This is a genomic window from Streptomyces sp. SDr-06 (genome assembly GCF_003324565.1).
Lineage (GTDB): Bacteria > Actinomycetota > Actinomycetes > Streptomycetales > Streptomycetaceae > Streptomyces.
Window position 1 is genome coordinate 69457 of sequence record NZ_QOLA01000014.1, and the last position, 24628, is coordinate 94084.

At 71.5% G+C, this 24628-nt stretch carries 21 protein-coding genes; 14 read left to right on the plus strand and 7 right to left on the minus strand.

Annotated features, from left to right (window positions below; genetic code table 11):
- Nucleotides 1-57: 57 nt before the first annotated feature.
- The 8 genes from DT019_RS25550 (at nt 58) to DT019_RS25585 (ending at nt 11409) form a co-directional block, all read left to right on the plus strand.
- Nucleotides 58-927, plus strand: a complete 870-nt coding sequence (locus DT019_RS25550; RefSeq protein ID WP_114039256.1) for a TatD family hydrolase — start codon at nt 58-60, stop codon at nt 925-927.
- A gap of 135 nt (nt 928-1062) precedes the next feature.
- Nucleotides 1063-2466 (plus strand): resuscitation-promoting factor, encoded by a 1404-nt coding sequence (locus DT019_RS25555; protein ID WP_114039257.1) that lies wholly within the window; start codon nt 1063-1065, stop codon nt 2464-2466.
- Nucleotides 2463-3326 carry a 16S rRNA (adenine(1518)-N(6)/adenine(1519)-N(6))-dimethyltransferase RsmA gene (gene rsmA / locus DT019_RS25560; protein WP_114039258.1) on the plus strand — a complete coding sequence of 288 codons (864 nt, stop codon included), beginning with the start codon at nt 2463-2465 and terminating at the stop codon, nt 3324-3326. The genes DT019_RS25555 and rsmA overlap by 4 nt, the downstream gene beginning before the upstream one ends.
- Before the next feature lie 298 nt (nt 3327-3624).
- The gene (locus tag DT019_RS25565; protein ID WP_114039259.1) at nt 3625-4527 is read left to right on the plus strand and encodes a 4-(cytidine 5'-diphospho)-2-C-methyl-D-erythritol kinase; all 903 of its coding nucleotides are present in this window, start codon (nt 3625-3627) and stop codon (nt 4525-4527) included.
- 137 nt (nt 4528-4664) lie between these two features.
- Nucleotides 4665-6470 carry an ABC-F family ATP-binding cassette domain-containing protein gene (locus DT019_RS25570; protein WP_114039260.1) on the plus strand — a complete coding sequence of 602 codons (1806 nt, stop codon included), beginning with the start codon at nt 4665-4667 and terminating at the stop codon, nt 6468-6470.
- Nucleotides 6471-6797: 327 nt separating this feature from the next.
- The gene (locus tag DT019_RS25575) at nt 6798-8492 is read left to right on the plus strand and encodes a PQQ-binding-like beta-propeller repeat protein (protein ID WP_223279746.1); all 1695 of its coding nucleotides are present in this window, start codon (nt 6798-6800) and stop codon (nt 8490-8492) included.
- Nucleotides 8493-8538: 46 nt separating this feature from the next.
- The gene (locus DT019_RS25580; protein ID WP_114039262.1) at nt 8539-10371 is read left to right on the plus strand and encodes a PQQ-binding-like beta-propeller repeat protein; all 1833 of its coding nucleotides are present in this window, start codon (nt 8539-8541) and stop codon (nt 10369-10371) included.
- Nucleotides 10372-10719: 348 nt separating this feature from the next.
- Nucleotides 10720-11409, plus strand: coding sequence for a helix-turn-helix transcriptional regulator (locus DT019_RS25585; protein WP_114039263.1), 690 nt, complete (start codon nt 10720-10722; stop codon nt 11407-11409).
- 404 nt (nt 11410-11813) lie between these two features.
- Here the strand turns inward: DT019_RS25585 and DT019_RS25590 are convergent, their stop codons facing one another.
- Both DT019_RS25590 and DT019_RS25595 read right to left on the minus strand, forming a co-directional pair.
- Nucleotides 11814-12080 carry a hypothetical protein gene (locus DT019_RS25590; RefSeq protein WP_114039264.1) on the minus strand — a complete coding sequence of 89 codons (267 nt, stop codon included), beginning with the start codon at nt 12078-12080 and terminating at the stop codon, nt 11814-11816.
- Nucleotides 12081-12095: 15 nt separating this feature from the next.
- A complete protein-coding gene (locus tag DT019_RS25595) occupies nt 12096-13766 on the minus strand; it encodes a sodium:solute symporter family protein (RefSeq protein ID WP_114039265.1) in 1671 nt (556 codons plus the stop codon).
- A 217-nt stretch (nt 13767-13983) separates the two neighbouring features.
- Here DT019_RS25595 and galT point away from each other — a divergent pair, with 217 nt between their 5' ends.
- From galT to galK, 3 genes are read left to right on the plus strand one after another with little or no spacing between them, the layout of a single operon-like run.
- A complete protein-coding gene (galT, locus tag DT019_RS25600; protein ID WP_114039266.1) occupies nt 13984-15039 on the plus strand; it encodes a galactose-1-phosphate uridylyltransferase in 1056 nt (351 codons plus the stop codon).
- Nucleotides 15036-16004, plus strand: a complete 969-nt coding sequence (gene galE / locus DT019_RS25605; RefSeq protein ID WP_114039267.1) for a UDP-glucose 4-epimerase GalE — start codon at nt 15036-15038, stop codon at nt 16002-16004. The genes galT and galE overlap by 4 nt, the downstream gene beginning before the upstream one ends.
- Nucleotides 15997-17142 carry a galactokinase gene (gene galK / locus DT019_RS25610; RefSeq protein WP_114039268.1) on the plus strand — a complete coding sequence of 382 codons (1146 nt, stop codon included), beginning with the start codon at nt 15997-15999 and terminating at the stop codon, nt 17140-17142. Before galE ends, galK begins: the two co-directional genes overlap by 8 nt.
- Nucleotides 17143-17489: 347 nt before the next feature.
- Here the strand turns inward: galK and DT019_RS25615 are convergent, their stop codons facing one another.
- A complete protein-coding gene (locus tag DT019_RS25615) occupies nt 17490-17930 on the minus strand; it encodes a GNAT family N-acetyltransferase (protein WP_114039355.1) in 441 nt (146 codons plus the stop codon).
- Between the two features lie 263 nt (nt 17931-18193).
- Here DT019_RS25615 and DT019_RS25620 point away from each other — a divergent pair, with 263 nt between their 5' ends.
- The gene (locus DT019_RS25620) at nt 18194-18958 is read left to right on the plus strand and encodes a LuxR C-terminal-related transcriptional regulator (RefSeq protein ID WP_114039269.1); all 765 of its coding nucleotides are present in this window, start codon (nt 18194-18196) and stop codon (nt 18956-18958) included.
- Here DT019_RS25620 and tamR read toward each other — a convergent pair.
- The gene (gene tamR, locus DT019_RS25625; protein WP_114039270.1) at nt 18917-19414 is read right to left on the minus strand and encodes a MarR family transcriptional regulator TamR; all 498 of its coding nucleotides are present in this window, start codon (nt 19412-19414) and stop codon (nt 18917-18919) included. The two genes, DT019_RS25620 and tamR, sit on opposite strands and share 42 nt — an antisense overlap.
- Nucleotides 19415-19545: 131 nt before the next feature.
- On the opposite strand from tamR, the gene DT019_RS25630 reads away from it, so the two are divergent.
- Both DT019_RS25630 and DT019_RS25635 read left to right on the plus strand, forming a co-directional pair.
- Nucleotides 19546-20397, plus strand: a complete 852-nt coding sequence (locus DT019_RS25630; RefSeq protein WP_114039271.1) for a trans-aconitate 2-methyltransferase — start codon at nt 19546-19548, stop codon at nt 20395-20397.
- Nucleotides 20398-20444: 47 nt separating this feature from the next.
- Nucleotides 20445-20810, plus strand: a complete 366-nt coding sequence (locus DT019_RS25635; RefSeq protein ID WP_114039272.1) for a VOC family protein — start codon at nt 20445-20447, stop codon at nt 20808-20810.
- Nucleotides 20811-20895: 85 nt separating this feature from the next.
- On the opposite strand, the gene DT019_RS25640 is transcribed toward DT019_RS25635, so the two are convergent.
- From DT019_RS25640 to DT019_RS25650, 3 genes are all read right to left on the minus strand, one after another.
- Nucleotides 20896-22614, minus strand: coding sequence for an FG-GAP repeat domain-containing protein (locus DT019_RS25640; RefSeq protein WP_223279747.1), 1719 nt, complete (start codon nt 22612-22614; stop codon nt 20896-20898).
- Between the two features lie 252 nt (nt 22615-22866).
- Nucleotides 22867-23589 carry a TetR/AcrR family transcriptional regulator gene (locus DT019_RS25645; protein ID WP_189389920.1) on the minus strand — a complete coding sequence of 241 codons (723 nt, stop codon included), beginning with the start codon at nt 23587-23589 and terminating at the stop codon, nt 22867-22869.
- Entirely contained in the window at nt 23586-24581 is a 996-nt protein-coding gene (locus DT019_RS25650; RefSeq protein ID WP_114039273.1) for an acyl-CoA desaturase, read from the minus strand. Before DT019_RS25650 ends, DT019_RS25645 begins: the two co-directional genes overlap by 4 nt.
- Between the last annotated feature and the right edge of the window lie 47 nt (nt 24582-24628).

Sequence of the window (24628 nt, forward strand, 5' to 3'; positions counted from 1 at the left end):
GGCGCGTGAGCGGGCCGCCCACGGTCCGCCGCGCGCGCCTTTCGTAGGATCTGCGGTATGAGTGCCAAGGATGCCCCGCCGCCCCTGCCCGAGCCGCTCGCGGTGGCCGTGGCCGATTCGCACACCCACCTGGACATGCAGGACGGCACGGTCGAACAGGCCCTGGAGAAGGCCGCGGCCGTCGGCGTCACCACCGTGGTCCAGGTGGGCTGCGACGTGAAGGGCTCCCGGTGGGCGGCGGACACCGCCGAGGCGTACGCGAACGTCCACGCCGCCGTCGCGCTGCACCCCAACGAGGCCCCGCGGATCGTGCACGGCGACCCGGACGGCTGGTCCCGCCAGGGAGCGCGCGGCCCCGGCGGCGACGGCGCGCTCGACGAGGCGCTCGCCGAGATCGACCGGCTCGCGGCGCTGCCCTGGGTCCGGGCCGTCGGCGAGACCGGCCTCGACCACTTCCGCACCGGGCCAGAGGGAAAGGCCGCCCAGGAGAGGTCCTTCCGGGCGCACATCGAGATCGCCAAACGGCAGGGCAAAGCGCTCGTCATTCACGATCGCGAGGCGCACGCCGATGTACTGCGCATCCTGCGCGAGGAAGGCGCCCCCGAACGGACCGTGTTCCACTGTTATTCCGGTGACGCGGAAATGGCCGAACTCTGCGCCGAATCCGGGTACTTCATGTCCTTCGCGGGAAACGTGACCTTCAAAAACGCCCAGCCGCTGCGCGACGCTCTCGCCGTCGCCCCGCTGGAACTCGTTCTCGTCGAGACGGACGCGCCGTTCCTCACGCCGGCGCCGTACCGCGGACGGCCCAATGCGCCGTATCTCATTCCGGTCACGGTGCGCGCCATGGCGGCCGTGAAGGGCCTCGGCGAAGACGTGCTGGCCGCGGCGATCGCGGACAACACCGCGCGCGCGTTTGATTACTGACCGATAACGGAATGCGCCTCCTTCGGGTGGCGTGCAGGGTAGTGCCACGACACCGCGTAGTCGAATTGCTTTGGAGAGTGACCGTCGCTCCGCTAGTCTCCCGGCCCGCACCATCGGACCGGACCCTGGAGCGTCGTGAGCAATTCGCAGGGCAGTCACCGTGCCGCACGCGGCGGGCACCGCGCCGCGATCGCCACGGCCACGCCGCCTTACGGGGTGACCGCGCCCGCCGACCGGACTCCCGCGCCCCCCTCCGGACCCCCCGCCCCCCGGTTCGGAGGCCGCCCAGCCGCGGCCGCCTACGCCGACCACGAGACCCAGATCGCCCCGCTCCCCGTCCCCGAACCCCGCGAGCCCGCGCCGGACGGACGCGAACGCCCCGGCCGCGAAGAGGGCGAGAGGGCCGGGGCGCGCCGGGCGGCCCGGCGCCGCAGGTCCTCCGGCAGGCCCGACGCACTGCGCCGCCTCCTCCCGCAGGCCCTCGTCGTGGCCTTCCTGGCGGGCGGCACCTCGGCCTTCCTCGCCACCGACAAGGCCGTCAAGCTCACCGTCGACGGCGTGCCACGCACCATGCACACCTTCGCCGACAACGTCGAGGAACTCCTCGCCGACGAACACGTGCCGGTCGGCGCCCACGACATCGTGGCGCCCGGCCCGGCCGCGGCGCTCGCCGGCGGCGACGAGGTCGTGGTGCGCTACGGCCGCCCCGTCCAGCTCACCCTCGACGGACAGCGCCGCCAGGTGTGGACCACCGCGCGCACCGTGGACGGTGCCCTGCGCCAGCTCGGCGTGCGCGCCGAAGGCGCCTACCTGTCGGCGTCCCGCTCCTCGGAGATCGGCCGCGCGGGCCTCACCCTGGACGTCCGCACCGAGCGCTCGTTGACCTTCCTGGCGGACGGGCGCGAGCGCACCCTGCGCACCAACGCGGCCACCGTCGCCGAGGCCCTCCAGGAGGCCGGGATCTCCCTCCAGGGCCAGGACACCACCTCCGTGCCACCCTCCTCCTTCCCGCGCGACGGGCAGACCGTCACCGTCATGCGGATCAGCGGCACCAAGGAGGTGCGCGAGGAGCCCATCGCCTTCAAGGTCGAGAAGACCAAGGACGACACCCTGTTCGCGGGCACCCAGGTCGTGGTGCGCCAGGGGCGGCAGGGCGCCCGCAAGGTCACCTACGCGCTGCGCACCGTCAACGGCGTCAAACAGAAGCCCAAGAAGATCGCGGAGGAGGTCGTCCGCGCGCCGGTCACCCAGCAGGTCAAGGTCGGCACCAAGGCGCCGCCCTCGTCCGTCGGCGGCGCCGACCACCTCAACTGGAGCGGGCTGGCCCACTGCGAGTCCGGCGGACGCCCCGGCGCCCTCGACCCGTCGGGCACCTACGGCGGGCTCTACCAGTTCGACGCGGGCACCTGGCACGCGCTCGGCGGCAGCGGGCGGCCCGAGCAGGCACCGGCCGGCGAGCAGACGTACCGGGCCAAGAAGCTCTTCGTGACCCGGGGGTCGAGCCCGTGGCCGCACTGCGGCCGTAGGCTGTATCGGTGAGCACCACTGAGCCCGACGCACTCCTTACCCCCGCCGACATCCGTGAACTGGCCGCCGCGCTTGGCGTACGCCCCACCAAGCAGCGCGGTCAGAACTTCGTCATCGACGCCAACACGGTCCGCCGCATCGTGCGCACCGCCGAGGTCCGCCCCGACGACGTGGTGGTGGAGGTGGGCCCGGGCCTGGGCTCGCTGACCCTGGCGCTCCTGGAGGCGGCCGAGCGGGTGGTGGCCGTCGAGATCGACGACGTGCTGGCGGCCGCGCTGCCCGCGACGATCGCGGCGCGGATGCCGGCCCGGGCCGACCGCTTCGCCCTCGTCCACTCCGACGCCATGCTCGTCCAGGACCTCCCCGGTCCCGCCCCCACCGCGCTGGTGGCGAACCTCCCCTACAACGTGGCGGTCCCGGTCCTGCTCCACATGCTGGGCCGGTTCCCCAGCATCGAGCGCACCCTGGTGATGGTCCAGGCCGAGGTCGCCGACCGGCTCGCCGCGAAGCCCGGCAACAAGGTGTACGGGGTGCCGTCGGTCAAGGCGAACTGGTACGCGGAGGTCAAGCGGGCCGGGTCCATCGGGCGGAACGTGTTCTGGCCCGCGCCGAACGTCGACTCCGGGCTGGTGTCGCTGGTGCGGCGGGCCGCCCCGGTGGCGACGACGGCCTCCCGGGCCGAGGTGTTCGCGGTGGTCGACGCGGCGTTCGCGCAACGCCGCAAGACGCTGCGGGCGGCGCTGTCGGGGTGGGCCGGTTCGCCTGCCGCGGCGGAGGCGGCGCTGGTCGCGGCCGGGGTCTCGCCCCAGGCGCGGGGCGAGGCGCTGACGGTGGAGCAATTCGCCGCGATCGCCGAACACCGCCCAATCTGACCCCCTCCCGGGGCTCCGCCCCAGACCCCGTGTCGCGCCTCAAGGGCGCTCGTCCTCAAACTCCCCCAAGGCCTTAAGGGCCAGGGGGGACCCCCATGACGGGCTGAGGTTGCCCATGCAGGCCAGCACCGGTACCGCTAAGGGGCGCTGGGAACTGCGCGAGAAGCGGGCACGGTCCGCAGATCGAAGGGGGTTTGAGGGCGCGCGGAACCGCGCAGGGCGGGCCGCACCGGCAGGGGGCCGCGGGGTGGGCCTCGCGTGAGGGAGAATCGGGGCGCCCCGTACCAGAAGGAGCCCCGTGACCCCCCGCACCGTCACCGCCCGCGTCCCCGCCAAGGTCAACGCCCAGCTCGGCGTCGGCCCCGCCCGGCCGGACGGGTTTCACGACCTCGCCAACGTCTTCCTCGCGGTCGGCCTCTACGACACCGTCACGGTGACCCCCGCCGAAGAGCTCCGCGTGACCTGCGCGGGCCCGGACGCCGCCCAGGTCCCCCTGGACCGTACGAACCTGGCCGCCCGGGCCGCCGAACTCCTCGCCGCCCGGCACGGGATCGAGCCCCGGGTGCACCTCCACATCGACAAGGACATCCCCGTCGCGGGCGGCATGGCGGGCGGCAGCGCGGACGGCGCGGGCGCGCTCCTCGCCTGCGACGCACTCTGGGGAACGAACGCCTCCCGCGCCGAACTCCTCGACATCTGCGCCGAGTTGGGCAGCGACGTACCCTTCAGCCTCGTTGGCGGCGCCGCCCTCGGCACCGGCCGCGGCGAGAAGCTGACCCCCCTCGAGGTCGGCGGGACCTTCCACTGGGTGTTCGCGGTGGCCGACGGCGGGCTCTCCACCCCGGCCGTCTACCGCGAGTTCGACCGCCTCACCCCGGACGCCACCGCCCCCGTAGCCGCACCCGCCCTGCTCGACGCGCTCCGTACCGGCGACGCGAAGGCGCTCGCGGGCGCCCTGTCCAACGACCTCCAGGCCGCCGCGCTGTCCCTGTGCCCCTCGCTCGCGGACACCCTCGCCGCGGGTACGGCCGCGGGCGCCCTCGCCGCCCTGGTCTCGGGCTCCGGCCCGACCACGGCCTTCCTGTGCGCCGACCCGGAGACGGCCCGCACCGTCGCGACCGCCCTGACCGCGTCGGGCACCTGCCGCACCGCCCGGACCGCCTCGTCCCCGGCCCCGGGCGCCACCCTGGTGACGGGCTGAGGTTGGAACGCGGCCAGCCCGTCCGGTCCGGCAGCGCGCCAGGCCTCCTGCTCAACCCTCGATCGTCCACCGAAGGCGGGCCGACCGCTCGCGGCGACTACCCTGGACGACGATCCATCCCCCTGCTCAGGAGTGAAATGGCCGTCAACCTGGTCAATGTCGAGGCAGTCAGCAAGGTGTACGGGACCCGTGCCCTGCTCGACGGCGTTTCCCTCGGCGTCTCCGAAGGGGACCGGATCGGCGTCGTCGGGCGCAACGGCGACGGCAAGACCACCCTGATCCGGATGCTCGCCCAGCTGGAGGAGCCCGACACCGGCCGGGTCACGCACGTGGGCGGGCTGCGGCTCGGGGTGCTCACCCAGCACGACTCGCTCGACCCCGAGGCCACCGTCCGGCACGAGGTCATCGGGGACCTCGCCGACCACGAGTGGGCGGGCAACGCCAAGATCCGCGACGTCCTGACCGGCCTGTTCGGCGGGCTCGACCTGCCCGGCTTCGCCCAGGGCCTGGACACCGTCATCGCGCCGCTGTCCGGCGGCGAGCGGCGCCGCATCGCGCTGGCCAAGCTGCTCATCGGCGAGCCGGACCTGATCGTGCTCGACGAGCCGACCAACCACCTCGACGTCGAGGGCATCGCGTGGCTCGCCCGGCACCTCCAGGCCCGCCGGTCCGCGCTCGTCTGCGTCACCCACGACCGCTGGTTCCTCGACCAGGTCTGCACCCGCATGTGGGACGTCCAGCGCGGCTCCGTCTTCGAGTACGAGGGCGGCTACTCCGACTACGTCTTCGCCCGCGCCGAGCGCGAGCGGATCGCGGCGACGGAGGAGGCCAAGCGGCAGAACCTGATGCGCAAGGAGCTGGCCTGGCTCCGCCGCGGCGCCCCGGCCCGCACCTCCAAGCCGCGCTACCGCATCGAGGCCGCCAACGAGCTCATCGCCGACGTGCCGCCGCCGCGCGACACCAGCGAGCTGATGAAGTTCGCCAACGCCCGGCTCGGCAAGACCGTCTTCGACCTGGAGGACGTGACCGTCCAGGCGGGCGAGAAGCTGCTGCTCAAGCACCTCACCTGGCAGCTGGGCCCCGGCGACCGCATCGGCCTGGTCGGCGTGAACGGCGCGGGCAAGACCTCGCTGCTCCGCGCGCTCGCCGAGGCCTGGCGCACCGCGGGCGAGGCCCAGCCCGCCGCGGGCAGGGTCGTCGTCGGCAAGACCGTGAAGCTCGCCTACCTCTCCCAGGACGTCGCCGAACTCCCGCCCGCGCTGCGGGTGTTGGAGGCCGTCCAGCAGATCCGGGACCGCGTCGACCTCGGCAAGGGCCGCGAGATGACCGCGGGCCAGCTCTGCGAGCAGTTCGGCTTCTCGAAGGAGAAGCAGTGGACGCCGGTCGGGGACCTCTCCGGCGGCGAGCGCAGGCGCCTCCAGCTGCTGCGGCTGCTCATGGACGAGCCCAACGTGCTCTTCCTCGACGAGCCCACCAACGACCTCGACATCGAGACGCTGACCCAGCTGGAGGACCTCCTCGACGGCTGGCCCGGCTCCATGGTCGTCATCTCCCACGACCGGTTCTTCATCGAGCGCACCACCGACCACGTGTGGGCGCTGCTCGGCGACGCCACGCTGCGGATGCTGCCGCGCGGCATCGACGAGTACCTGGAGCGGCGCCGGCGGATGATCGAGTCCGCCCCGGCCCCGGCCGGGGCCGGCGCCGCCAAGCCCGCGAGCACCGTCTCCGCGCAGGACGCCCGCGCCGCGAAGAAGGAACTCCAGAAGGTGGAGCGGCAGCTCAACAAGATTTCCGACCGCGAGACCCGTCTGCACGCGCAAATCGCCGATAACGCCACGGACTTCGAGAAGGTGGCGAAACTGGATGCGGAGCTGCGCGAACTGATCGCCGAGCGCGACGAGTTGGAGATGCGCTGGCTCGAACTGGCCGAGGATGCCTGAGGCACACGCGTACGGACGTCGTGCGGCGCTTGCGTAGAGACGGCGTACAGAGTCAGTAACGGCGGCATTACGGGCCGGTTCTCCCTTGGGAACAGGGGTGGACCGGCCCATGGCGTGTGGTGCTCCGAGTGATAGAAAGTAGCTCCGTTCGACTGACGTAAAGACGCAAAGACGCAAATTCGGGGGTATCTCGCTGTGACTCAGCCGCCCAGTCCGCAGCCACCGCAGGGGGGCTTCGGGGCACCGCAGGACAAGCCTCAGGGACCGCCCCCGCCTCAGGGCCCGCCGTCCCAGCCGCCTCAGGGCCCGCCGTCCCAGCCGCCTCAGATGCCGCCCGCCCCGCCGGCCCAGCCGCCGCAGATGCCGCCGACCCCGCCGGCCGGCGCGCCCGGCTACGGCTATCCGCAGGCGCCCCCGCCGCAGCCCGGCTACGGCTACCCGGCGGCCCCGGGGCAGGCTCCGACGCAGGCCAACCCCTACGCGCAGACCCAGCAGGGCGGCTACGGCTACCCGGGCCAGCCGCAGTACCCGGGCGCCCCGATGCCGCCGCAGAACGGCGGCGGCAAGAACCCGTTCAAGGGCAGGCCCGCGGTGATCGTGGCCGCGGCGGTCGCGGGCCTCCTGGTCATCGGCGGCGGCGTGTACCTGGCGACGAGCGGCGGCGGCGACGACAAGAAGCCGGTGGCCGACAAGAGCCACGGCGCTCTGCCGTCCGGTTCGCCCTCCGTCGACAAGGGCGACGGCAAGGGCAACGGGGGCAGCGACTCCAACGACATCAACGGCGGGATCAAGCCCGGCGAGGCGCGGGTCTGGCTGCACGAGAACGAGACCCCGCTGACCCAGAACGGCGCCGAGCAGTACGGCCCCTGGCGCCTGGGCGACGTCGTCGTCAAGGCCATGTACAAGGAGATCGTCGGCTACGCGGTGGGCGACGGCCAGGAGAAGTGGAAGGTGTCCCTGGACACCCCCATCTGCGGCGCACCGCACGACACCACCGCCGACGGAAAGATCGTCTTCGGCGTCCAGGAGAACAACACCAAGGACGCCAAGTGCAACCAGCTCCAGCAGGTCGACCTCGCGGGCGGCAAGGCGGGCTGGAAGACGGCGGTGCCCTCCGAGGGCCTCTTCGACATCATGACCGGCTTCGACATGGCGATCACCGGCAACACGGTGACGCTGGCCCGCATGGGCGGCGCGAGCGGCTTCTCCGTCACCGACGGCAAGAAGCTCTTCGGCACCCCGAAGACCGGCAACTGCAGCGCCGACGCGTTCGCGGGCGGCCCCAAGCTCATCTCGGTCAGCACCTGCAACGACCCCAACGACACCAGCATGGACGCCCCGCGGTCGGAGCTCCTCCAGGAGCTGGACCCGGCCACCGGCAAGTCCAAGTGGAACTTCCAGTACGACAAGGGCTGGTCGATCCGGCGCGTCTACTCGATGGACCCGCTGGTCGTCTACGCCGCCAACAAGGACAAGAAGTCGTGGAACATCTCCACCTTCACCCCTGACGGCAAGGTCCGCTCGCAGGTCGACTCCAAGTCGCAGCTCACCGCGAAGTGCAGCGGCTTCGGCATCATCGCCCGCCAGCTCCAGGACTGCTCGGGCACGGCCCCCGACGCCAACACCCTCTACATCTCCACCGAGGGCAAGGACAGCGGCGAGCTCGGCGTCGGCCGCAGCAACGACGTGGTCGCCATCGACCTCGGCACGGGCAAGGAGAAGTGGCACGCGGCCGCCCCCAAGGGCCGCATGATGGAGCCGCTGGCCGTCGAGGGCGGCAAGGTCGTGGTCTACATCGAGCCCGGCATCGACGACGAGGGCGCCGCGGTCGCGACCCTCGCCCCGACCGGCGGCAGCCCCACGATCACGTTGCAGAGCCCGGGTGCCGCCGCCGGTACCGAGCAGAGTTTCTACAGCCCGCGCGTGGCGTGGGCGGGCGGCCGGTTCTTCCTCCTGAACGGGCGGGTCAGCACCCCCAAGGCCGACAAGAAGGACAACGCGATCCTGTCGTTCGGCAAGTGACGCCCCAACTCCCCGTTCCCGCCTTCCAGTCAGAGGTCCCTCCGGCATGAGCCAGCCACCCCAGCCACCGCAGCAGCCCCCGCGGCCCGAGGACGCGCCCCAGGGCTTCGGCGCCCCCCAGCAGCCCCCGGCCCCCGGGTTCGGCGCGCCCCAGGAGCCCCCGGCCGGCGGCTTCGGCGCACCCACCCCGCCGCCGCCCGCCGGCCCGCCGAGCACCCCGCCGCCCCCGGCCTACGGCTACCCGCAGGCCCCCGGCACCCTGCCGCCCGCGGCGCCGCCCGGCTACGGCTACCCGCAGAACCCGCAGCAGCAGCCCGGCTACGGCTACCCGGGCCAGCCCGGCCCGGCGGGGTACGGATACCCGGCCCAGCCGCCCACCCAGCCGATGCAGCCGCAGCCCGGGATGCCGGGCGCGCCCGGCCCCGGCGGCGGCAAGAAGCTCAACGCGCAGCTCACGATCATCATCGCGGCGGTCGTCGCGGTGGCCCTGATCGTCGGCGGCGGCATCTGGTACGCCACCAAGGACAACGGCAAGAGCGACGCCAAGTCCGGTGACAGTGGCGGCGCCAAGGGCGACGCCGGCGGCAGCGCGACCGGTGGCGGCGGCAAGGAGAAGGCGCCCGCCAACACCTCCGCCAAGGTGCTCTTCCAGACGCCCCAGCCCAAGGTCACCGACCTCACCGCGGTGCACGGCTCCTGGCTCACCGACAAGGTGTACGCCAAGTCCGGCGTCAAGGAGATCGTCGGCTACGACCCGGCCAAGGGCACCCAGCTCTGGAAGCTGCCGCTGACCGGCAACGTCTGCCAGTCGACCGCGCACGTCTCGGCCGACGGCAAGACCGCCTTCGCCTTCGAGACCCAGGAGAACGGCGCCAAGTACGCCTCCTGCACCGAGGTCGCCGGCCTCGACCTGAACACGGGCAAGCTGCTGTGGCAGGCGGACATCAAGGGCGCCAACGGCGACCGCAAGACCCGCTTCGACGAGGTCACCCTGGGCGCGGGCACCGTCGCCGCGGGCGGCCTCGACGGCGGCGCGGCCTGGGACCTGAACACCGGCAAGGAACTGTGGAAGCCCACCACCACCGCCGACCAGTGCAAGGACGTCGGCTACGGCGGCGGTGACGCACTCGTGGCCGTCCGCAAGTGCGGCGACTACCAGAAGCCCACCATCAACATCCAGCCGCTCGACCCCAAGACCGGCCAGCCCGCCTCCACGTACAAGATGATGCCCGGCATCCAGTACGCCCACATCGTCTCCACCAGCCCGCTGGTGCTCGCCGCCGACGTCGGCGACAGCGCGGGCGACGGCAGCGGCATCTCGGACTTCTTCTCCGTCGACGCCAAGTCCGGCAAGCTGCTCGCCCGCATCCCGGCGCCCGGCGACAAGTACGCCGCCAGTTGCGACAGCACCTCCGTCGAGAAGTGCACGATGGTCACGGCCGGCAACGGCAAGCTGTACGTGCCGACCGAGCAGCACGAGAACGCCGGGGGCTCCGGCTCGATCGGCCGCACCAACGAGATCGTCGCCTTCGACCTCGCCACCGGCCGGCCCGTGCCCGGCAAGGCGGACGCCGGCGACGGCTACACGCTGTACCCGATGCGCATGGACGGCAACAACGTCATCGCCTACAAGGACGCCCCGTACGACAAGGGCACCCAGGTCGTCAGCATCGACGGCGGCAGCCTCAAGTCGACGCTGCTCCTGGAGAACCCGGCCGACCGTGCGGTCCGCGACGCGATCACGTCGTTCTCGCCGAAGTACTCCGAGATGCGCTACGGAAACGGCCGCCTGTACCTGGGCGCGGTCCTGCTGAGCAAGCCGTACTCGGCGAGCGACGCCGACAAGAAGTTCCTGTTCATGGCGACCGGCACCGGCTGAGCCGCAGACGGCGAAGGCCCCGGCGGCGGAGTTCCTCTCCGCCGCCGGGGCCTTCGGTATTTCCCGCGCTTTTTTCGGCCATGCGTTCCCCTCGCAGGTCCGGGGCGCGCAAAGGGGCGGGAGATGGGCCGAGTTCGCCCCTTTACTTCACCTCGTACTTCCCCGTACTTCCTCAACCGGGCCTGAATGCCGGAGAATTCGGCATTCCGGGGGCTTCTTACCGGTAAGGGGCGCGCGGCGTCGAACAAGCGTGTAGCTTGCCGGGGCAGAAGGGGCCGGGGACCGGGGGTCCGAGTGGGCTGCCCTCGGCTCGAAGAGCTGGGGGGCCCGCGGGATGGGGGTAGCTCGATGGGCGTGCGGCTCATGGTGGTCGACGACCACCGGCTGCTCGCCGAGGCACTCGCCTCGGCGCTGAAACTGCGGGGTCACCGGGTGCTCGCCGCGGCGGCTCCGGTCGCCGGGGCCGCCGAACTGGTGGTGAGCCGGGCGCCCGAGGTGTGCCTGCTCGGCACGGCCTCGCCCGCCGAACCGGGGGTGTTCGACCCGATCGTCCGCATCAAACGGGAGCGGCCGCAGGTGGCCGTGGTGGTCCTCGGCCCGGTGCCGAACCCGCGCGGAATCGCGGCGGCGTTCGCGGCCGGGGCGTCCGGCTACGTGCGCCACGACGAGCGCATCGAGGGCGTCGAGCGGGCGATGGTGAAGGCCAGGGCGGGGGAGGCGGCGGTCGCGCCGCAGCTCCTCCAGGGCGCCTTCGCCGAGCTCCTCAACCCGGCGGCTCAGCCCGACGACGAGGGCCAGCGGCTGCTGCACCTGCTCACCCCGCGCGAGGTGGAGGTCCTGGTCCGGGTCGCGGACGGCGAGGACACCCGGCTGATCGCGGCGGGCATGGGCATAGCCCCCTCCACCGCCCGCACCCATGTGCAGCGGGTCCTGATGAAACTGGGCGTGGGCTCCCGCCTGGAGGCCGCGGCCCTGGCCGCCCGTACGGGCCTCCTGGACCGCGCGACCCAGCCGACGGCCCCCGCGGAGACGCCCTAGCGGCCGGGCGGTTCCGCCTGCGCGGGGCCGTGCGGGGTGTCATGTGCGGCCCCGCCACGCGGTCGTTCGGCTGCGGATCGTGCCGCCCGCTCGCGCAGTTCCCCGCGCCCCTTGGCGGGGTGCGATGTGCGGCTCCGCCGCGCGGTCGGTCGTTCGGCTGCGGATCGTGGCGCCCGCTCGCGCAGTTCCTCGCGCCCCTTGGCGGAGTTGCGGGCAGTGCTGTTCAGGGGCGCGGGGAACTGCGCGATCAGCCACCGTCGGGCCGCAGTCGGCCGTAAAGCGGCGGCAGCGCCTGGGCGGCCTGTGGGCGGCCGGTCCGGCCGGATTCAGGGGCGCGGGGAACTGCGCGACGAGCGACCATCGACCCGCACTCGATCGCGCAGGTGGCCCGCGGCGCGAGGTTCTCACTCCTCCCGGGCGGGCAGGGGGCGGAGTTTCAGCCAGGTCAGGAAGAACAGGCCCAGGACCAGCATGCCGACGCCGGTCCAGAGGTTGATGTTGACACCCTGCGCCTTCTTCAGGTCCGCGTCGGAGGCGAACACCCCCGCCCCGCCGACGATCACCCCGTACAGGGTGAAAAGCCCCCCGATGATCCGGCGGATGTCGAAGAGCCGCGCCGCGGACGCCGACTTCTGCTCCAACTCGGAGACTTCACGCTGCAGTTCGGACATGTCAGGACCTCCGGTTCAGAACGAGTAGGGGACGTAGCAGAGCGCGGCCAGCACGATCGCGCCCCAGCCGAGCAGGGCGGGCCTGCGGTACCAGGCGCTGTCGCCCTCGGCGGGCGGCTCCTCGACGCCGGGGGACTTCGTGCCGTACACCAGCCCCGCGAGCTCGGCCGCGGGCTTGGGCGCCGTGAACAGCGTGACCGCCACCATCACCACCGCGCCCGCCACGAACCCGACGATGGCGGAGACGAAGTTGGCGCCCTGGTCGGTCGGGATCGAGATGACGCCCTGCTTGTAGATCCAGAAGTAGTTGACCATCGCGGCCGAGGTGCCCGCGAGCAGCCCCCACACCCCCGACTTCACCGACGCCCGCTTCCAGAACATGCCGATCACGAACACCACGAACATCGGCACGTTGAAGAAGGAGAACAGGGTCTGGAGGTAGCCCATGATGTTGGAGAAGGACGAGGCGATGAACGCCGTGCCGATCGAGGCCAGCACGCCGATCGCGGTGATCAGCCGCCCGAAGCGCAGGTAGTACCCGTCGGACTGGTCCTTCTTCACGTACTTGGCCCAGATGTCGTACGTGAACACCGTGTTGAACGACGACACGTTGGCCGCCATGCCCGCCATGAACGCGGCGAGCAGACCGGTGACCGCGATGCCGAGCACACCGTTGGGCAGCAGCTCCTGCATCAGCAGCGGGATCGCGTCGTTGTACGTCAGGTCCGAGCCCGCGGTGCCGATCTTCGGCACGAGCACGGCCGCGACCAGGCCCGGGATCATCACCAGGAACACGATGAACATCTTCGGGAACGCGGCGATCAGCGGGGTCCGCCGGGCCGCGCTGAGGTTCTTCGCGGACAGCGCGCGCTGCACCTCGGCGAAGTTGGTCGTCCAGTAGCCGAAGGAGAGCACGAAGCCGAGGCCGAGCACGATGGTCAGCCAGTTGGCGCCCAGCGGGTTGGCCTGGCCGATGCCGGTGCCGCCCCACGCGGACAGGAAGTTGTCACCGTGGCTCGCCCTGAGCGACCCGGTCAGGCCGTCCCAGCCGCCTACGCGCTTGAGGCCCAGGATGGTCAGCGGTATGAGCGCGGCCAGGATCACGAAGAACTGGAGCACCTCGTTGTAGATCGCCGAGGAGAGCCCGCCGATGGTGATGTAGGCGAGCACGAAGAGCCCGGCGACGACGATCGCCACCCACTGCGGCCAGCCGAGCAGCGCCTCCACGACGATCGAGAGGGCGTACAGGTTGACGCCCGCGATCAGTACCGCGGCGAAGGCGAAGAGCACCGAGGCGAGCAGGTGCGCCGACCTGTCGAAGCGCTGGAGCAGGAACTCCGGTACGGAGCGGACCTTCGAGCCGTAGTAGAAGGGCATCATCACGAGCCCCAGGAAGACCATCGCCGGGATCGCGCCGATCCAGTACCAGTGCACGACCGCGACGCCGTACTGGGCGCCGGTCGCGGACATGCCCAGGATCTCGGTGGCGCCGAGGTTGGCGGCGACGAAGGCGAGTCCGGTCACCCAGGCCGGCAGTGAGCGGCCCGACAGGAAGAAGTCGAGGCTGGTCTTCACGCTGGCTCGGGCGGCGAAGCCGATGCCCAGGACGACGATGAAGTAGATCGCCAGAATCGTGTAGTCGAGCCCGTTGGTGGGGAGCCGGAGCCCCGCGGCCAGGTATTGCATGCGTACTCGCTTCGTCGCGCTTACTGATCCGGACGGGAACCTACGCCTCGATGTTCAGAAACTGAACAGTTTTGATGAGATTGTTTGTTTGATTGTGATCGAGCAGAGATGCTCCACCGCATGGGGGCATCCACGGCAACCGCTTGCGCGCCCATTGACGGAGCCTGTTGGCTTGTGGTTTGTTGTGTGCGGTTCTGTTGGATGGTGGAGGTTGCAGGTGAAGAAGACGTCGACCCGGCTCGCCGACGGTCGTGAGCTGCTCTACTACGACTCCCGTGACGACCTCGTACGGGACGAGTCGGACCGGCGCCCGCTCGACCCGGTGTCGACCGCGTCCGAGACCCGGCGCGACCCGCTGCTCGGCGACACCGTGGTCGTGGCCTCCCACCGCCAGGGCCGCACCTACCACCCGCCCGCCGACGAATGCCCCCTGTGCCCCTCGCGCGAGGGGCGCCTCAGCGAGATCCCGGCCGCCGACTACGACGTCGTGGTCTTCGAGAACCGCTTCCCCTCGCTCGCGGGCGACTCCGGCCGCTGCGAGGTCGTCTGCTTCACCTCCGACCACGACGCCTCCTTCGCCGACCTCACCGAGGAGCAGGCCGCCCTCGTCCTGGAGGCCTGGACCGACCGCACCGCCGAACTCGCCGAACTCCCGCAGGTCCAGCAGGTGTTCTGTTTCGAGAACCGGGGCGCCGAGATCGGCGTGACCCTCGGCCACCCGCACGGCCAGATCTACGGCTACCCCTTCACCACCCCCCGCACCGCCCTCATGCTGCGCTCGCTCGCCGAACACCGCGAGCGCACGGGCGGCCGCAACCTCTTCGACGACGTGGTGGAGCGCGAACTCGGCGACCGCACCCGGGTGGTCCTGGAGGGTGACCACTGGGTGGCGTTCGTGCCGTACGCGGCCCACTGGCCCTACGAGGTGCACCTGCACCCCAAGCGGCGGGTGCCGGACCTGCGGGCCCTGGACGACGCGGCGCGCACAGAGTTCCCACAGATCTATCTGGAACTCTTGAGGCGCTTCGACCGGATCTTCGGGCCCGACGAGCCGCCCACCCCCTACATCGCCGCCTGGCACCAGGCGCCGTTCCGCGGCGAGGAGGCGCTCGACCGGGACGAGTTCGGGCTCCATCTCGAGCTTTTCACCATCCGACGCACTTCCGGCAAGCTGAAGTACCTCGCGGGTTCCGAGTCCGGCATGAGCGTGTTCATCAACGACGTGCCGCCGGAGGCCGCGGCCGAGCGACTGCGAGAGGTGGCAAGCGAGTGAGCAAGTACCTGGTGACGGGTGGTGCGGGCTACGTGGGCAGCGTGGTGGCCGCCCACCTGGTCGAGGCCGGTCACGCCGTGACCGTCCTGGACGACCTCTCGACGGGGTTCCGCGAGGCCGTCCCCGCCGGGGCCGCGTTCATCGAGGCCCGCGTCCAGGACGCGGCCGCCCGGCTCGACCCCTCCTTCGACGCCGTCCTCCACTTCGCGGCGTTCTCGCAGGTGGGCGAGTCGGTCACGGCCCCCGAGAAGTACTGGGCGAACAACGTCGGCGGCACGATGGCGCTGCTCGCCGCGATGCGGGAGGCGGGCGTGCGCACGCTGGTCTTCTCCTCCACCGCCGCCACCTACGGCGAGCCCGTCTCGACCCCGATCACCGAGACCGACCCGACCGCCCCGACCAGCCCCTACGGCGCCTCCAAGCTGGCGGTCGACCACATGATCGCGGGCGAGTGCGCGGCCCACGGCCTGGCCGCGGTGTCGCTGCGCTACTTCAACGTGGCGGGCGCGTACGGGAGCTGCGGCGAGCGCCACGACCCGGAGTCCCACCTGATCCCGCTGGTGCTTCAGGTGGCGCTGGGCCAACGGGAGGCGATCTCGGTCTACGGCGACGACTACCCGACCCCCGACGGCACCTGCGTACGGGACTACATCCACGTGGCGGATCTGGCCGAGGCCCATCTGCTCGCGCTGGACGCGGCGACGCCGGGCGAGCACCTGGTCTGCAACCTGGGCAACGGGAACGGGTTCTCGGTCCGCGAGGTCGTCGAGACCGTACGCAAGGTGACCGGGCACGCGATCCCCGAGGTCGTGGTGGGCCGGCGCGGCGGCGACCCGGCGGTCCTGGTGGCCTCCGCGGCGCGCGCCCACGAACGCCTGGGCTGGCAGCCCTCGCGCGCCGACCTCGCCGAAATCGTGGCGGACGCCTGGGCGTTCGCGAGGCGAGCGGAGCACACGGATGAGTGAAGTGGCCACCGCGTTCCGGGAGTTGTACGGGCACGGGCCGGACGGAGTGTGGGCGGCGCCCGGCCGGGTCAACCTCATCGGCGAGTACACCGACTTCAACGAGGGCTTCGTCATGCCGCTCGCCCTGCCGCACACCGCGGTCGCGGCGGTGTCCCGGCGCACGGACGGGGTGCTGAGGATCCACTCGGCGGACATCGCGGGCCCCGTGGTGGAGCTCCGCCCCGACGAGCTGACCCCGCTGTCCGGCGCGGGCTGGGCGGCCTACCCGGCGGGCGTGGTGTGGGCCCTGCGCCAGGCGGGGCACGAGGTGCCCGGCGCCGACCTCCACCTGCGGTCGACGGTGCCGACGGGCGCGGGCCTCTCCTCGTCGGCGGCCCTGGAGGTCGTGACCGCGCTGGCCCTGCGCGACCTGTACGAACTGCCTCTGTCCCTGCCGGAGTTGGCCTCGCTCGCGCAGCGGGCCGAGAACGACTTCGTCGGGGTCCCCTGCGGGATCATGGACCAGACGGCGTCGGCGTGCTGCACCGAGGGCCATGTGCTCCACCTGGACGCCCGGGACCTGTCCCGGCGCCAGATCCCCTTCGACCTGCCCGCGCACGGGCTGCGGCTGCTCGTCGTCGACACCCGCGTGCAGCACGCGCTGGGAGACGGCGCGTACGCCGAACGGCGCGCCGGCTGCGAACGCGGCGCGCGGGAGCTGGGTGTACGGACCCTGCGCGAAGTCCCCTACGCGCACCTCCCCTCCGCCCTCGCCGAACTGACCTCGCCGCTCGTCCGGGACTACGTACGCCATGTGGTGAGCGACAACGAGCGGGTGGCGCGGGTGGCGTCCCTGCTCGCGGCGGGCGAGGTCCGCGAGGTGGGCCCCGTCCTCACCGAGGGCCACGCCTCCCTGCGGGACGACCTGCGGGTCTCCTGCGCGGAGCTGGACCTGGTGGTGGAGACGGCGGTGGCGTCCGGGGCGCTGGGGGCGCGGATGACGGGCGGGGGGTTCGGGGGCTCGGCGATCGTGCTGGTGGAGGAGGGCGGGGTGGAGCCGGTGACGAAGTCCCTGACGGCGGCCTTCGAGCGGGCCGGCCTGACCGGCCCGAGAGTGTTCGAGGCGACCCCGGCGGCGGGGGCGCGCCGCCTGGCCTGACCTTCCGCCCCACCCCGCCCCTTCCCATAACCCTCCGGGGGAGGGGGGCCGGATACCGGTCGGCTGCGGACCGTGCCCGCTTCTCGCGCAGTTCCGCGCGCCCCTGGCGGTGCTGGTGCGGGCCCGCATGGGGCATTTCAGCCCGTCATGGGCCCCCCGGCCCTTAGGCCTTGGGGGAGTTTGAGGACGAGCGCCGTTCAGGCGCGAACGGGGTCCGGGGCGGAGCCCCGGGAGGGGGGGGCCTGGGGGCGCAGCCCCCAGAAGCCGAACCATCCAACCCGCTGCACGGGCGGGTGGTGGGAAAACCCGCCGGGGTCTGGGGCGGAGCCCCAGGGGTGCGCGCATCGTCAAGGGAGGCGCTTCGTCAGGGTGTACTCCGTCACCCCGGGAGGATAGTCGGGGATGGCCGCCACCACCTCGTACCCCCGCTTGCGGTAGAAGCCGGGCGCCTGGAAGTCCCACGTCTGGACCCGGGCGAACCCGCACCCCCGCGCGGAGGCCAACTCCTCGGCCCGCGCGAGGAGTCGGGTGCCGAGCCCCGCGGCCCGCAGCCCCGCGTCGATCCACAGGAGGTCGACATGGAGCCACCCCGCCCACGTACGCCCCACCAGGCCCCCCGCCAGCAGCCCCTCCTCGTTCAACCCCCAGGCGTGAAGCGGAACTTCCTTCTCCGACCCCGTCCCGCGCAGCGCCCGCAGCACGGGAGAGCGCTCGGTGTTGGTATCGCGCAGCCGCCGCCGCAGCTGCACCTGCCGGTCCTTGTCCACTTCTGTCTCGATACGAAACATGGAACTCACCCTAAACATTCGGGCACGCCAAGTAGCCGTACGGGTTCAATCAGTTCTGCAAAGTGCCTTCCCCTCGCCGCCCACAGCCCTACGCTGATGCACAGCACCGGTGGGGGCCGGTGTTGATCAGGGGGCGAGACAGTCGGGTACGTCGCCCGGGGTGGGGTAGTACTCAGTGCACGGCGGCGGCCGTGCGACTGCGGTGATCCCGGCTCCGGGCGCCGTACCCGTACCGGTCCGTCCCCCGACCCTGGGGGTGTCACTTGGTACGTATCCGAGTTCTGGTGGTGGACGATCACCGCATCTTCGCCGAGTCGCTCGCCGCGGCCCTGGCGGCGGAGCCCGACGTGGACGTCGCCGCCGCCGGCAGCGGCCCCGCGGCGCTGCGCTGCCTGGAACGGGGCGCCGCCGAGGGCCGCAGATTCGATGTGATGCTCGTCGACGCCGACTTGGGAACGTCGGCGACGGTCCCGGTGGCCCGCGCGGTGCCCGACGGCGGCGCGGAGGGCCTGGTGGACGGCATCTCGCTGGTCGCGGGCGTCCGTACGGGCCAGCCCGCGGTGCGCACCGTCGTACTCGCCGAGAAGGACGACCCGCGCCGCGCGGCCCTCGCCCTCCAGGCCGGCGCCTGCGGCTGGGTCGCCAAGGACTGCTCGCTGCAACGGCTGCTCGCCGTCATCCGGGGCGTACTGCGCGACGAGACGCATCTGCCGCCCGCCCTGCTCACCGGCGTACTGCGCGAGCTGACGGCGGCCCGCAAGCACCGTACGGAGTCCGAGCGGCTGGTGGAGTCGCTGACCCCGCGCGAGCGCGAGGTGCTGCGCTGCATGGTGGCCGGGCTCGGCCGCAAGGCGGTCGCGGAGCGGCTTTTCCTGTCCCCGCACACGGTGCGCACCCACATGCAGAACGTGCTCGGCAAGCTCGGCGTGCACTCCACGCTCGCGGCGGTCGCGCTGGCCCGGCGGGCGGGCGTGGGCCCGGTCGACCTAGCCGGGGATGTTGTCGAACGGGGCGGTCAACTGGCGTAGCAGGGCTGCCAGTTCGACCCGCTGGTTCCGGCTGAGCTCGCCGAGGATGGCCCGTTCCTGCTCCAGCAGACCGGCCAGCGCCTGGTCGGCCCGGTCGCGCCCCTCGGGCGTGAGCCGGACCAGGACCCCGCGCCGGTCGCTGGGGTCGGGCAGCCGCTCGACCAGGCCCTTCTTGGCGAGCCGGTCGATCCGGTTGGTCATGGTGCCCGAGGTGACCAGCGTCTGGGTCAGCAACTGGCCGGGGGAGAGCTGGTAGGGCGCGCCCGCGCGCCGCAGCGACGTCAGCACGTCGAACTCCCAGGGCTCCAGGCTGTGCTCGGCGAACGCCAGCCTGCGGGCCCGGTCGAGATGGCGGGCCAGCCTGCTGACCCGGCTGAGCACCTCGAGTGGTTCCACGTCGAGGTCCGGGCGCTCTCGGCGCCATGCTGCGACCAACCGGTCGACCTCGTCCTCCATGGCGATCAGTGTAGAGGGTCTGTCGATGTGAAGTCTCTTGACGTCAAGATATATATCGAGCCACCATTGGGCATGCAGGGGCCGGGACCCTGTTCCGCTTCGGTCAGCCGCACCTGCAAGGGGGCTCGAACATGTATTCCGATTCGCCGTCGACCACCGCACAGACCCAGCCACCGGTCTGGGATCCACAGCAATATCTGCGGCACGCCGGGCACCGCACCCGGCCGTTCCTCGACCTGCTCAACCGCATTCCGGAACTCCCCGCGACCGGCGGCCTCTCGCCCCGGATCGCCGACCTCGGATGCGGCCCTGGCAATGTGACCGTCCGCCTCGCCGACCGCTGGCCCGACGCCCGCATCACCGGCTTCGACCTGTCGCCCCAGATGCTCGCCCAGGCCGACAAGGACTACGCGGGCACCACCGCGGGCGGCGGCTGGCTCGATTTCCAGGTCGCCGACGCCGCGCACTGGGTGCCCGGCGAGCCGTACGACCTGATCGTCTCCAACGCGGCCCTGCAGTGGGTCCCCAACCACCCCGAGTCGTTCCCCGCCTGGCTCGACGGCCTCAGCCCCGGCGGCACCTTCGCCTTCCAGGTCCCCGGCAATTTCACCTCGCCCAGCCACGCGATCCTCGCCGAGCTCTGCGCGTCCCCGCGTTGGCGCCACCGCCTCGACGACCACGGCCGCCGGTACGTCCATATCCTCGAACCCGCCGACTACCTCACCCGCCTCGCCGATCTCGGCTGCGAGACCGATGTCTGGGAAACCGTCTACCACCAGCTGCTGACCGGCCAGGACCCCATCCTCGACTGGGTGAAGGGCACCGCCCTGCGCCCCGTGCTCACCGCCCTCGACGGGGATCAGGAGGCCATTGACGCCCTGCTCGCCGAATACCGCGACCGGCTGCGCGAGGCCTACCCGCCGGGCCCGCACGGCACGGTCTTCCCGTTCCGCCGCATCTTCGCCGTCGCCAGGAAGAAGTAGCCGCAAGGAAGACACAGCCACCAGGAAGAAGAGGGAGGGCGCCGACCGTGCTCACCGCTGTCGACCACGTACAGCTCGCCGCCCCGCCGGGCAGCGAGCCGCAGTTGCGGACGTACTACGCAGACATACTCGGCATGACAGAAGTTCCCAAGCCCCCCGTCCTGGCGGCCCGGGGCGGCTGCTGGTTCCGGTGCGGAGCCGTCCAGCTCCACCTCGGCATCGACGAGGACTTCCGCCCGGCGAGGAAGGCCCACCCCGGGCTCCGCGTCACCTCCATCGAGGCGTACGCGCGCCGCATCGAGGAGCGCGGCGCGAAGGTCGTCTGGGACGGCGACCTGCCGGGCCACCGGCGCTTCTACTCCGAGGACCCGGTGGGCAACCGGCTCGAATTCCTGGAGCCGGACCCGGCCTGAACGCACGGCGCCCCGCCCCCCTCCGTGCGGAAGGGGACGGGGCGCTCGCGTACGTGAACCGCCGTGCGCACAAGGCGCGTTGGGCCTAGTAGATGCCGTTGTACGTGTTCCAGCCGCCGCCCAGGTTCACGCGCTCCTTGAAGGAACCCGTGCCGTTGGCGTCGTAACGCCAGGCGGTGCCCGACGCGTCCACGCCGATCAGGTCGGTGCGGCCGTCACCGGTCATGTCGCCCGGGGTGGCCAGCTTGTTGTAGCCGTTCCAGCCGCCGCCGAGGTCGATCCGGTTGCCGAAGCCGGGCGTCGACTTGCCCGGGTACAGGAACAGGTGGCCGTTGTCGTCACGGGCCAGCAGGTCCGCGATGCCGTCGCCGTTCACGTCACCGGCGCCGATGAGCTTGTTGAACCCGTTCCAGCCCGCACCGAGGTCGACCCGGTTGTAGAACCCGGTCGCCTGGCCGTTGCCCGGGTAGAGGTACATGTGGCCGTTGTTGCCGCGCGCGAGCAGGTCGCCGTTGCCCTCGCCGGTGAGGTCCCCGACCCCAGCGATTCCGTTGAACGCGTCCCAGCCGGCGCCCATGTCGTGGCCCGCGACGTACAGGTGGCCTCCGCCCAGTTCGAGCAGGGTGCCCCAGCGGCTGTCGGAGCGCAGCGAAGAGGCGAAGGAGATGTCGGCTCCGGCCCAGCCGCCGACGTCGCTGAGCAGCTGGCGGTCGGCCATGGTGCCGTTGCCCTTGGCCCAGTAGTAGTAGAGCGAGCCCTGGGTGTCGAGGGCCATCAGGTCGGCCTTGCCGAAGGCGGGGTTGCCTCCGGTGTTGGCCAGGGTGACGGCGCTCCAGCCGGTTCCCATCTGGGAGCGGTCACTGAGACCGCCCTTGCCGGTGGGGGCGTAGAACCAGAAGGTGCCCGCGGCGTCGCGCGCGATGATGTCGGCGTAACCCGTGGTGTCGTCCTGGCTGAGGATCTGGTTGTAGATCCCCCAGCCGGTGCCGATCTTGACCCGGTCCTTCAGCGGGGCCGCGGCGTTGCCGGAGCCCGGGTAGAAGTACAGGTCGCCCCCGGGCGTACGGGCCACGACGTCGGCGATGCCGTCGCCGTCCATGTCGCTGGCGCCGACGACCTGGTCGTAGATTCCCCAGCCGGTGCCGATCTTGATCCGGTCGCCGTACGGGCTGCCGCTGACGGAGCCGGTGCCCGGGTACAGGTAGAGATCGCCGGAGGGCGTACGCGCCATCAGGTCGGTCTTGCCGTCGCCGGTGACGTCGCCCGGCGAGAACAGCTTGTTGTACGCGTTCCAGCCGTTGCTCGACCAGGACAGCGAGCCGCTGTTGACGGAGAGCTGGTCCTTTCCGGCGCTGTCGGTGAAGTGGGTGGCGGACAGGCCGGTGAACAGCGACAGAGTGCCGGTCGGAGAGAGCACGAGCAGCTCGGGGTTGCCATCGCCGTCGAGGTCGCCGGGTTCGATGAGGTCCTTGAACGTGCCGTAGCTGTTCGGAACCGTCGGGTTCGGGACGTTCTTCCCGGTCTCCAGCGTGAGCGTGTCGTTGGGCTCTCGGACGAGCAGGTCACTCCTGCCGTCGTGGTCCAGGTCGAATCGGGGCTTGGAAGGGACGGCCGACGTGGTGGCGTACGCCGACTTGCGCTTCGGGAACTGCGCCGTGGGCTGGGTGGCCGGCTTCGCCGGCTCGACCGCGACGTGCGGGCCCGCCGGGTGGGTGTCGGCCGAGGCCGGGCCGGCGAGCAGCATGCCCGCCGACAGGACGATGGCGGTGCAGGCCGCGAGGCGGCTCGCGCGCTTGGTGCGCACAGAGGACAAAATTCCCCCCATGGGAATAAGCGGGTAGACCCGAGGGGAATGGGATTCGCTGCGTATTCGTCGTCGCATGGGCGCGCGGAAAGAGGCGCGGCACGCACGCCGGGGCGGCACGACGGCAGCCCTGGGTGATGGCACGCGAGGAATGGCGAAAATCCCCCCCGGGATTGTGCGTGAAGACTACAGGCGATTCTTGTGCAGTTGAAGTGAAAACTTTGACCGATGTTGCCCGGGGGGAGCTGGTGATCAGCTTTTGCGATGCCCTATCAGGCGCGGTTTCGGCTCAAGACCGTCCAAACCGTGCCAGGCCAGATTCACCAGATGCGCCGCGACTTCCGCCTTCTTGGGCTTGCGCACGTCCAGCCACCACTGACCGGTCAGCGCCACCATGCCCACCAGAGCCTGCGCGTACAGCGGCGCCAGCTTCGGGTCGAAACCGCGGGCCTTGAACTCCAGGCCCAGAATGTCCTCGACCTGGGTGGCGATGTCGGAGATCAGCGAGGCGAACGTGCCGGTCGACTGGGCGACGGGGGAGTCGCGCACCAGAATGCGGAATCCGTCCGTATACGTCTCGATGTAGTCGAGCAGGGCGAATGCGGCCTGTTCGAGGAGTTCTCGCGGATGGCCCGCCGTCAGCGCGCTCGTCACCATGTCGAGCAGCGAGCGCATTTCCCGGTCCACGACGACCGCGTACAGGCCCTCCTTGCCGCCGAAGTGCTCGTACACCACCGGCTTGGAGACGCCCGCCTTCGCCGCGATCTCCTCCACCGAGGTGCCCTCGAACCCCTTCTCCGCGAAGAGCGTGCGACCGATGTCCAGCAACTGCTCCCGGCGCTCGGCGCCGGTCATCCGCGTCCGGCGGGTTCGCCGCGGCTTCTCGGCGGAGCCGGGGGCCACGGCCGAGCGGGAGGAACCAGGGGTGCTGGTGGTGCTGGTGGTGCTGGAGTCGGTCGCCACGTCGTCCATCATGCCGCCTCGGCGGCCTTCTCCTTGCCCCGGGACCGGCCGCCCTCATTCCGCTTGGAGTCGATACGGGCCTCGCTCGGCCAGCGCACGTCATGGGCCAGACCCAGCTGCTCGCACCAGCGGATGATCCGGGCACTGGAGTCGATCTGCCCGCGCATCACGCCGTGCCGCGCCGACGTCGGGTCCGCGTGGTGCAGGTTGTGCCACGACTCGCCGCACGACAGGACCGCCAGCCACCACACGTTGCCGCTGCGGTCGCGCGACTTGAAGGGGCGCTTGCCCACCGCGTGGCAGATCGAGTTGATCGACCACGTCACGTGGTGCAGCAGCGCCACCCGCACCAGCGAACCCCAGAAGAACGCCGTGAACGCGCCCCACCACGACATCGTCACCAGGCCGCCCACCAGCGGCGGGATCGCGAGCGACAGGGCCGTCCACCACACGAAGTCGCGCGAGATCCGGCGGATCGCCGGGTCGCCCAGGAGATCCGGCGCGTACTTCTCCTGGGGGGTCTGCTCCTCGTCGAACATCCAGGCGATGTGGGCCCACCACAGGCCCTTCATCAGCGCGGGCAGCGTCTCCCCGAACCGCCACGGCGAATGCGGGTCACCCTCCGCGTCCGAGAACTTGTGGTGCCTGCGGTGATCGGCCACCCAGCGCACCAGCGGCCCCTCGACCGCCATCGAGCCCGCGACCGCGAGCGCGATCCGCAGCGGCCGCTTCGCCTTGAAAGAACCATGCGTGAAATAGCGGTGGAAACCAATGGTGACGCCGTGGCAGCCCAGGTAGTACATGAAGACCAGGAGGCCGAGATCCAGCCAGCTGAGCCCCCAGCCCCAGGCGAGCGGCACCGCCGCGAGGAGCGCCACGAAGGGAACGGTGATGAAGAGCAGCAGGGCGATCTGTTCGATCGAGCGCTTTTTCTCGCCGCCCAACGTCGCGGAAGGCGAGGAAGGTCCGTCCGACGATTTGAGCAGATCGGGACTGGTGGTCATGGGGAGTACCCCCGGCAGGGTGAGGAAAACGAGCGGATTCGCCTGGC

Bases quoted from the DNA above. Each gene is read 5' to 3' on its own strand.
- DT019_RS25570 (WP_114039260.1), top strand. From the start codon at position 4,665: ATGGCCGTCAACCTGGTCAATGTCGAGGCAGTCAGCAAGGTGTACGGG.
- galK (WP_114039268.1), top strand. From the start codon at position 15,997: ATGAGTGAAGTGGCCACCGCGTTCCGGGAGTTGTACGGGCACGGGCCG.
- DT019_RS25585 (WP_114039263.1), top strand. From the start codon at position 10,720: ATGGGCGTGCGGCTCATGGTGGTCGACGACCACCGGCTGCTCGCCGAG.
- DT019_RS25650 (WP_114039273.1), bottom strand. From the start codon at position 24,581: ATGACCACCAGTCCCGATCTGCTCAAATCGTCGGACGGACCTTCCTCG.
- DT019_RS25550 (WP_114039256.1), top strand. From the start codon at position 58: ATGAGTGCCAAGGATGCCCCGCCGCCCCTGCCCGAGCCGCTCGCGGTG.
- DT019_RS25580 (WP_114039262.1), top strand. From the start codon at position 8,539: ATGAGCCAGCCACCCCAGCCACCGCAGCAGCCCCCGCGGCCCGAGGAC.
- tamR (WP_114039270.1), bottom strand. From the start codon at position 19,414: ATGGAGGACGAGGTCGACCGGTTGGTCGCAGCATGGCGCCGAGAGCGC.
- DT019_RS25630 (WP_114039271.1), top strand. From the start codon at position 19,546: ATGTATTCCGATTCGCCGTCGACCACCGCACAGACCCAGCCACCGGTC.
- DT019_RS25615 (WP_114039355.1), bottom strand. From the start codon at position 17,930: ATGTTTCGTATCGAGACAGAAGTGGACAAGGACCGGCAGGTGCAGCTG.
- DT019_RS25645 (WP_189389920.1), bottom strand. From the start codon at position 23,589: ATGATGGACGACGTGGCGACCGACTCCAGCACCACCAGCACCACCAGC.
- DT019_RS25590 (WP_114039264.1), bottom strand. From the start codon at position 12,080: ATGTCCGAACTGCAGCGTGAAGTCTCCGAGTTGGAGCAGAAGTCGGCG.
- DT019_RS25595 (WP_114039265.1), bottom strand. From the start codon at position 13,766: ATGCAATACCTGGCCGCGGGGCTCCGGCTCCCCACCAACGGGCTCGAC.
- DT019_RS25575 (WP_223279746.1), top strand. From the start codon at position 6,798: ATGCCGCCCGCCCCGCCGGCCCAGCCGCCGCAGATGCCGCCGACCCCG.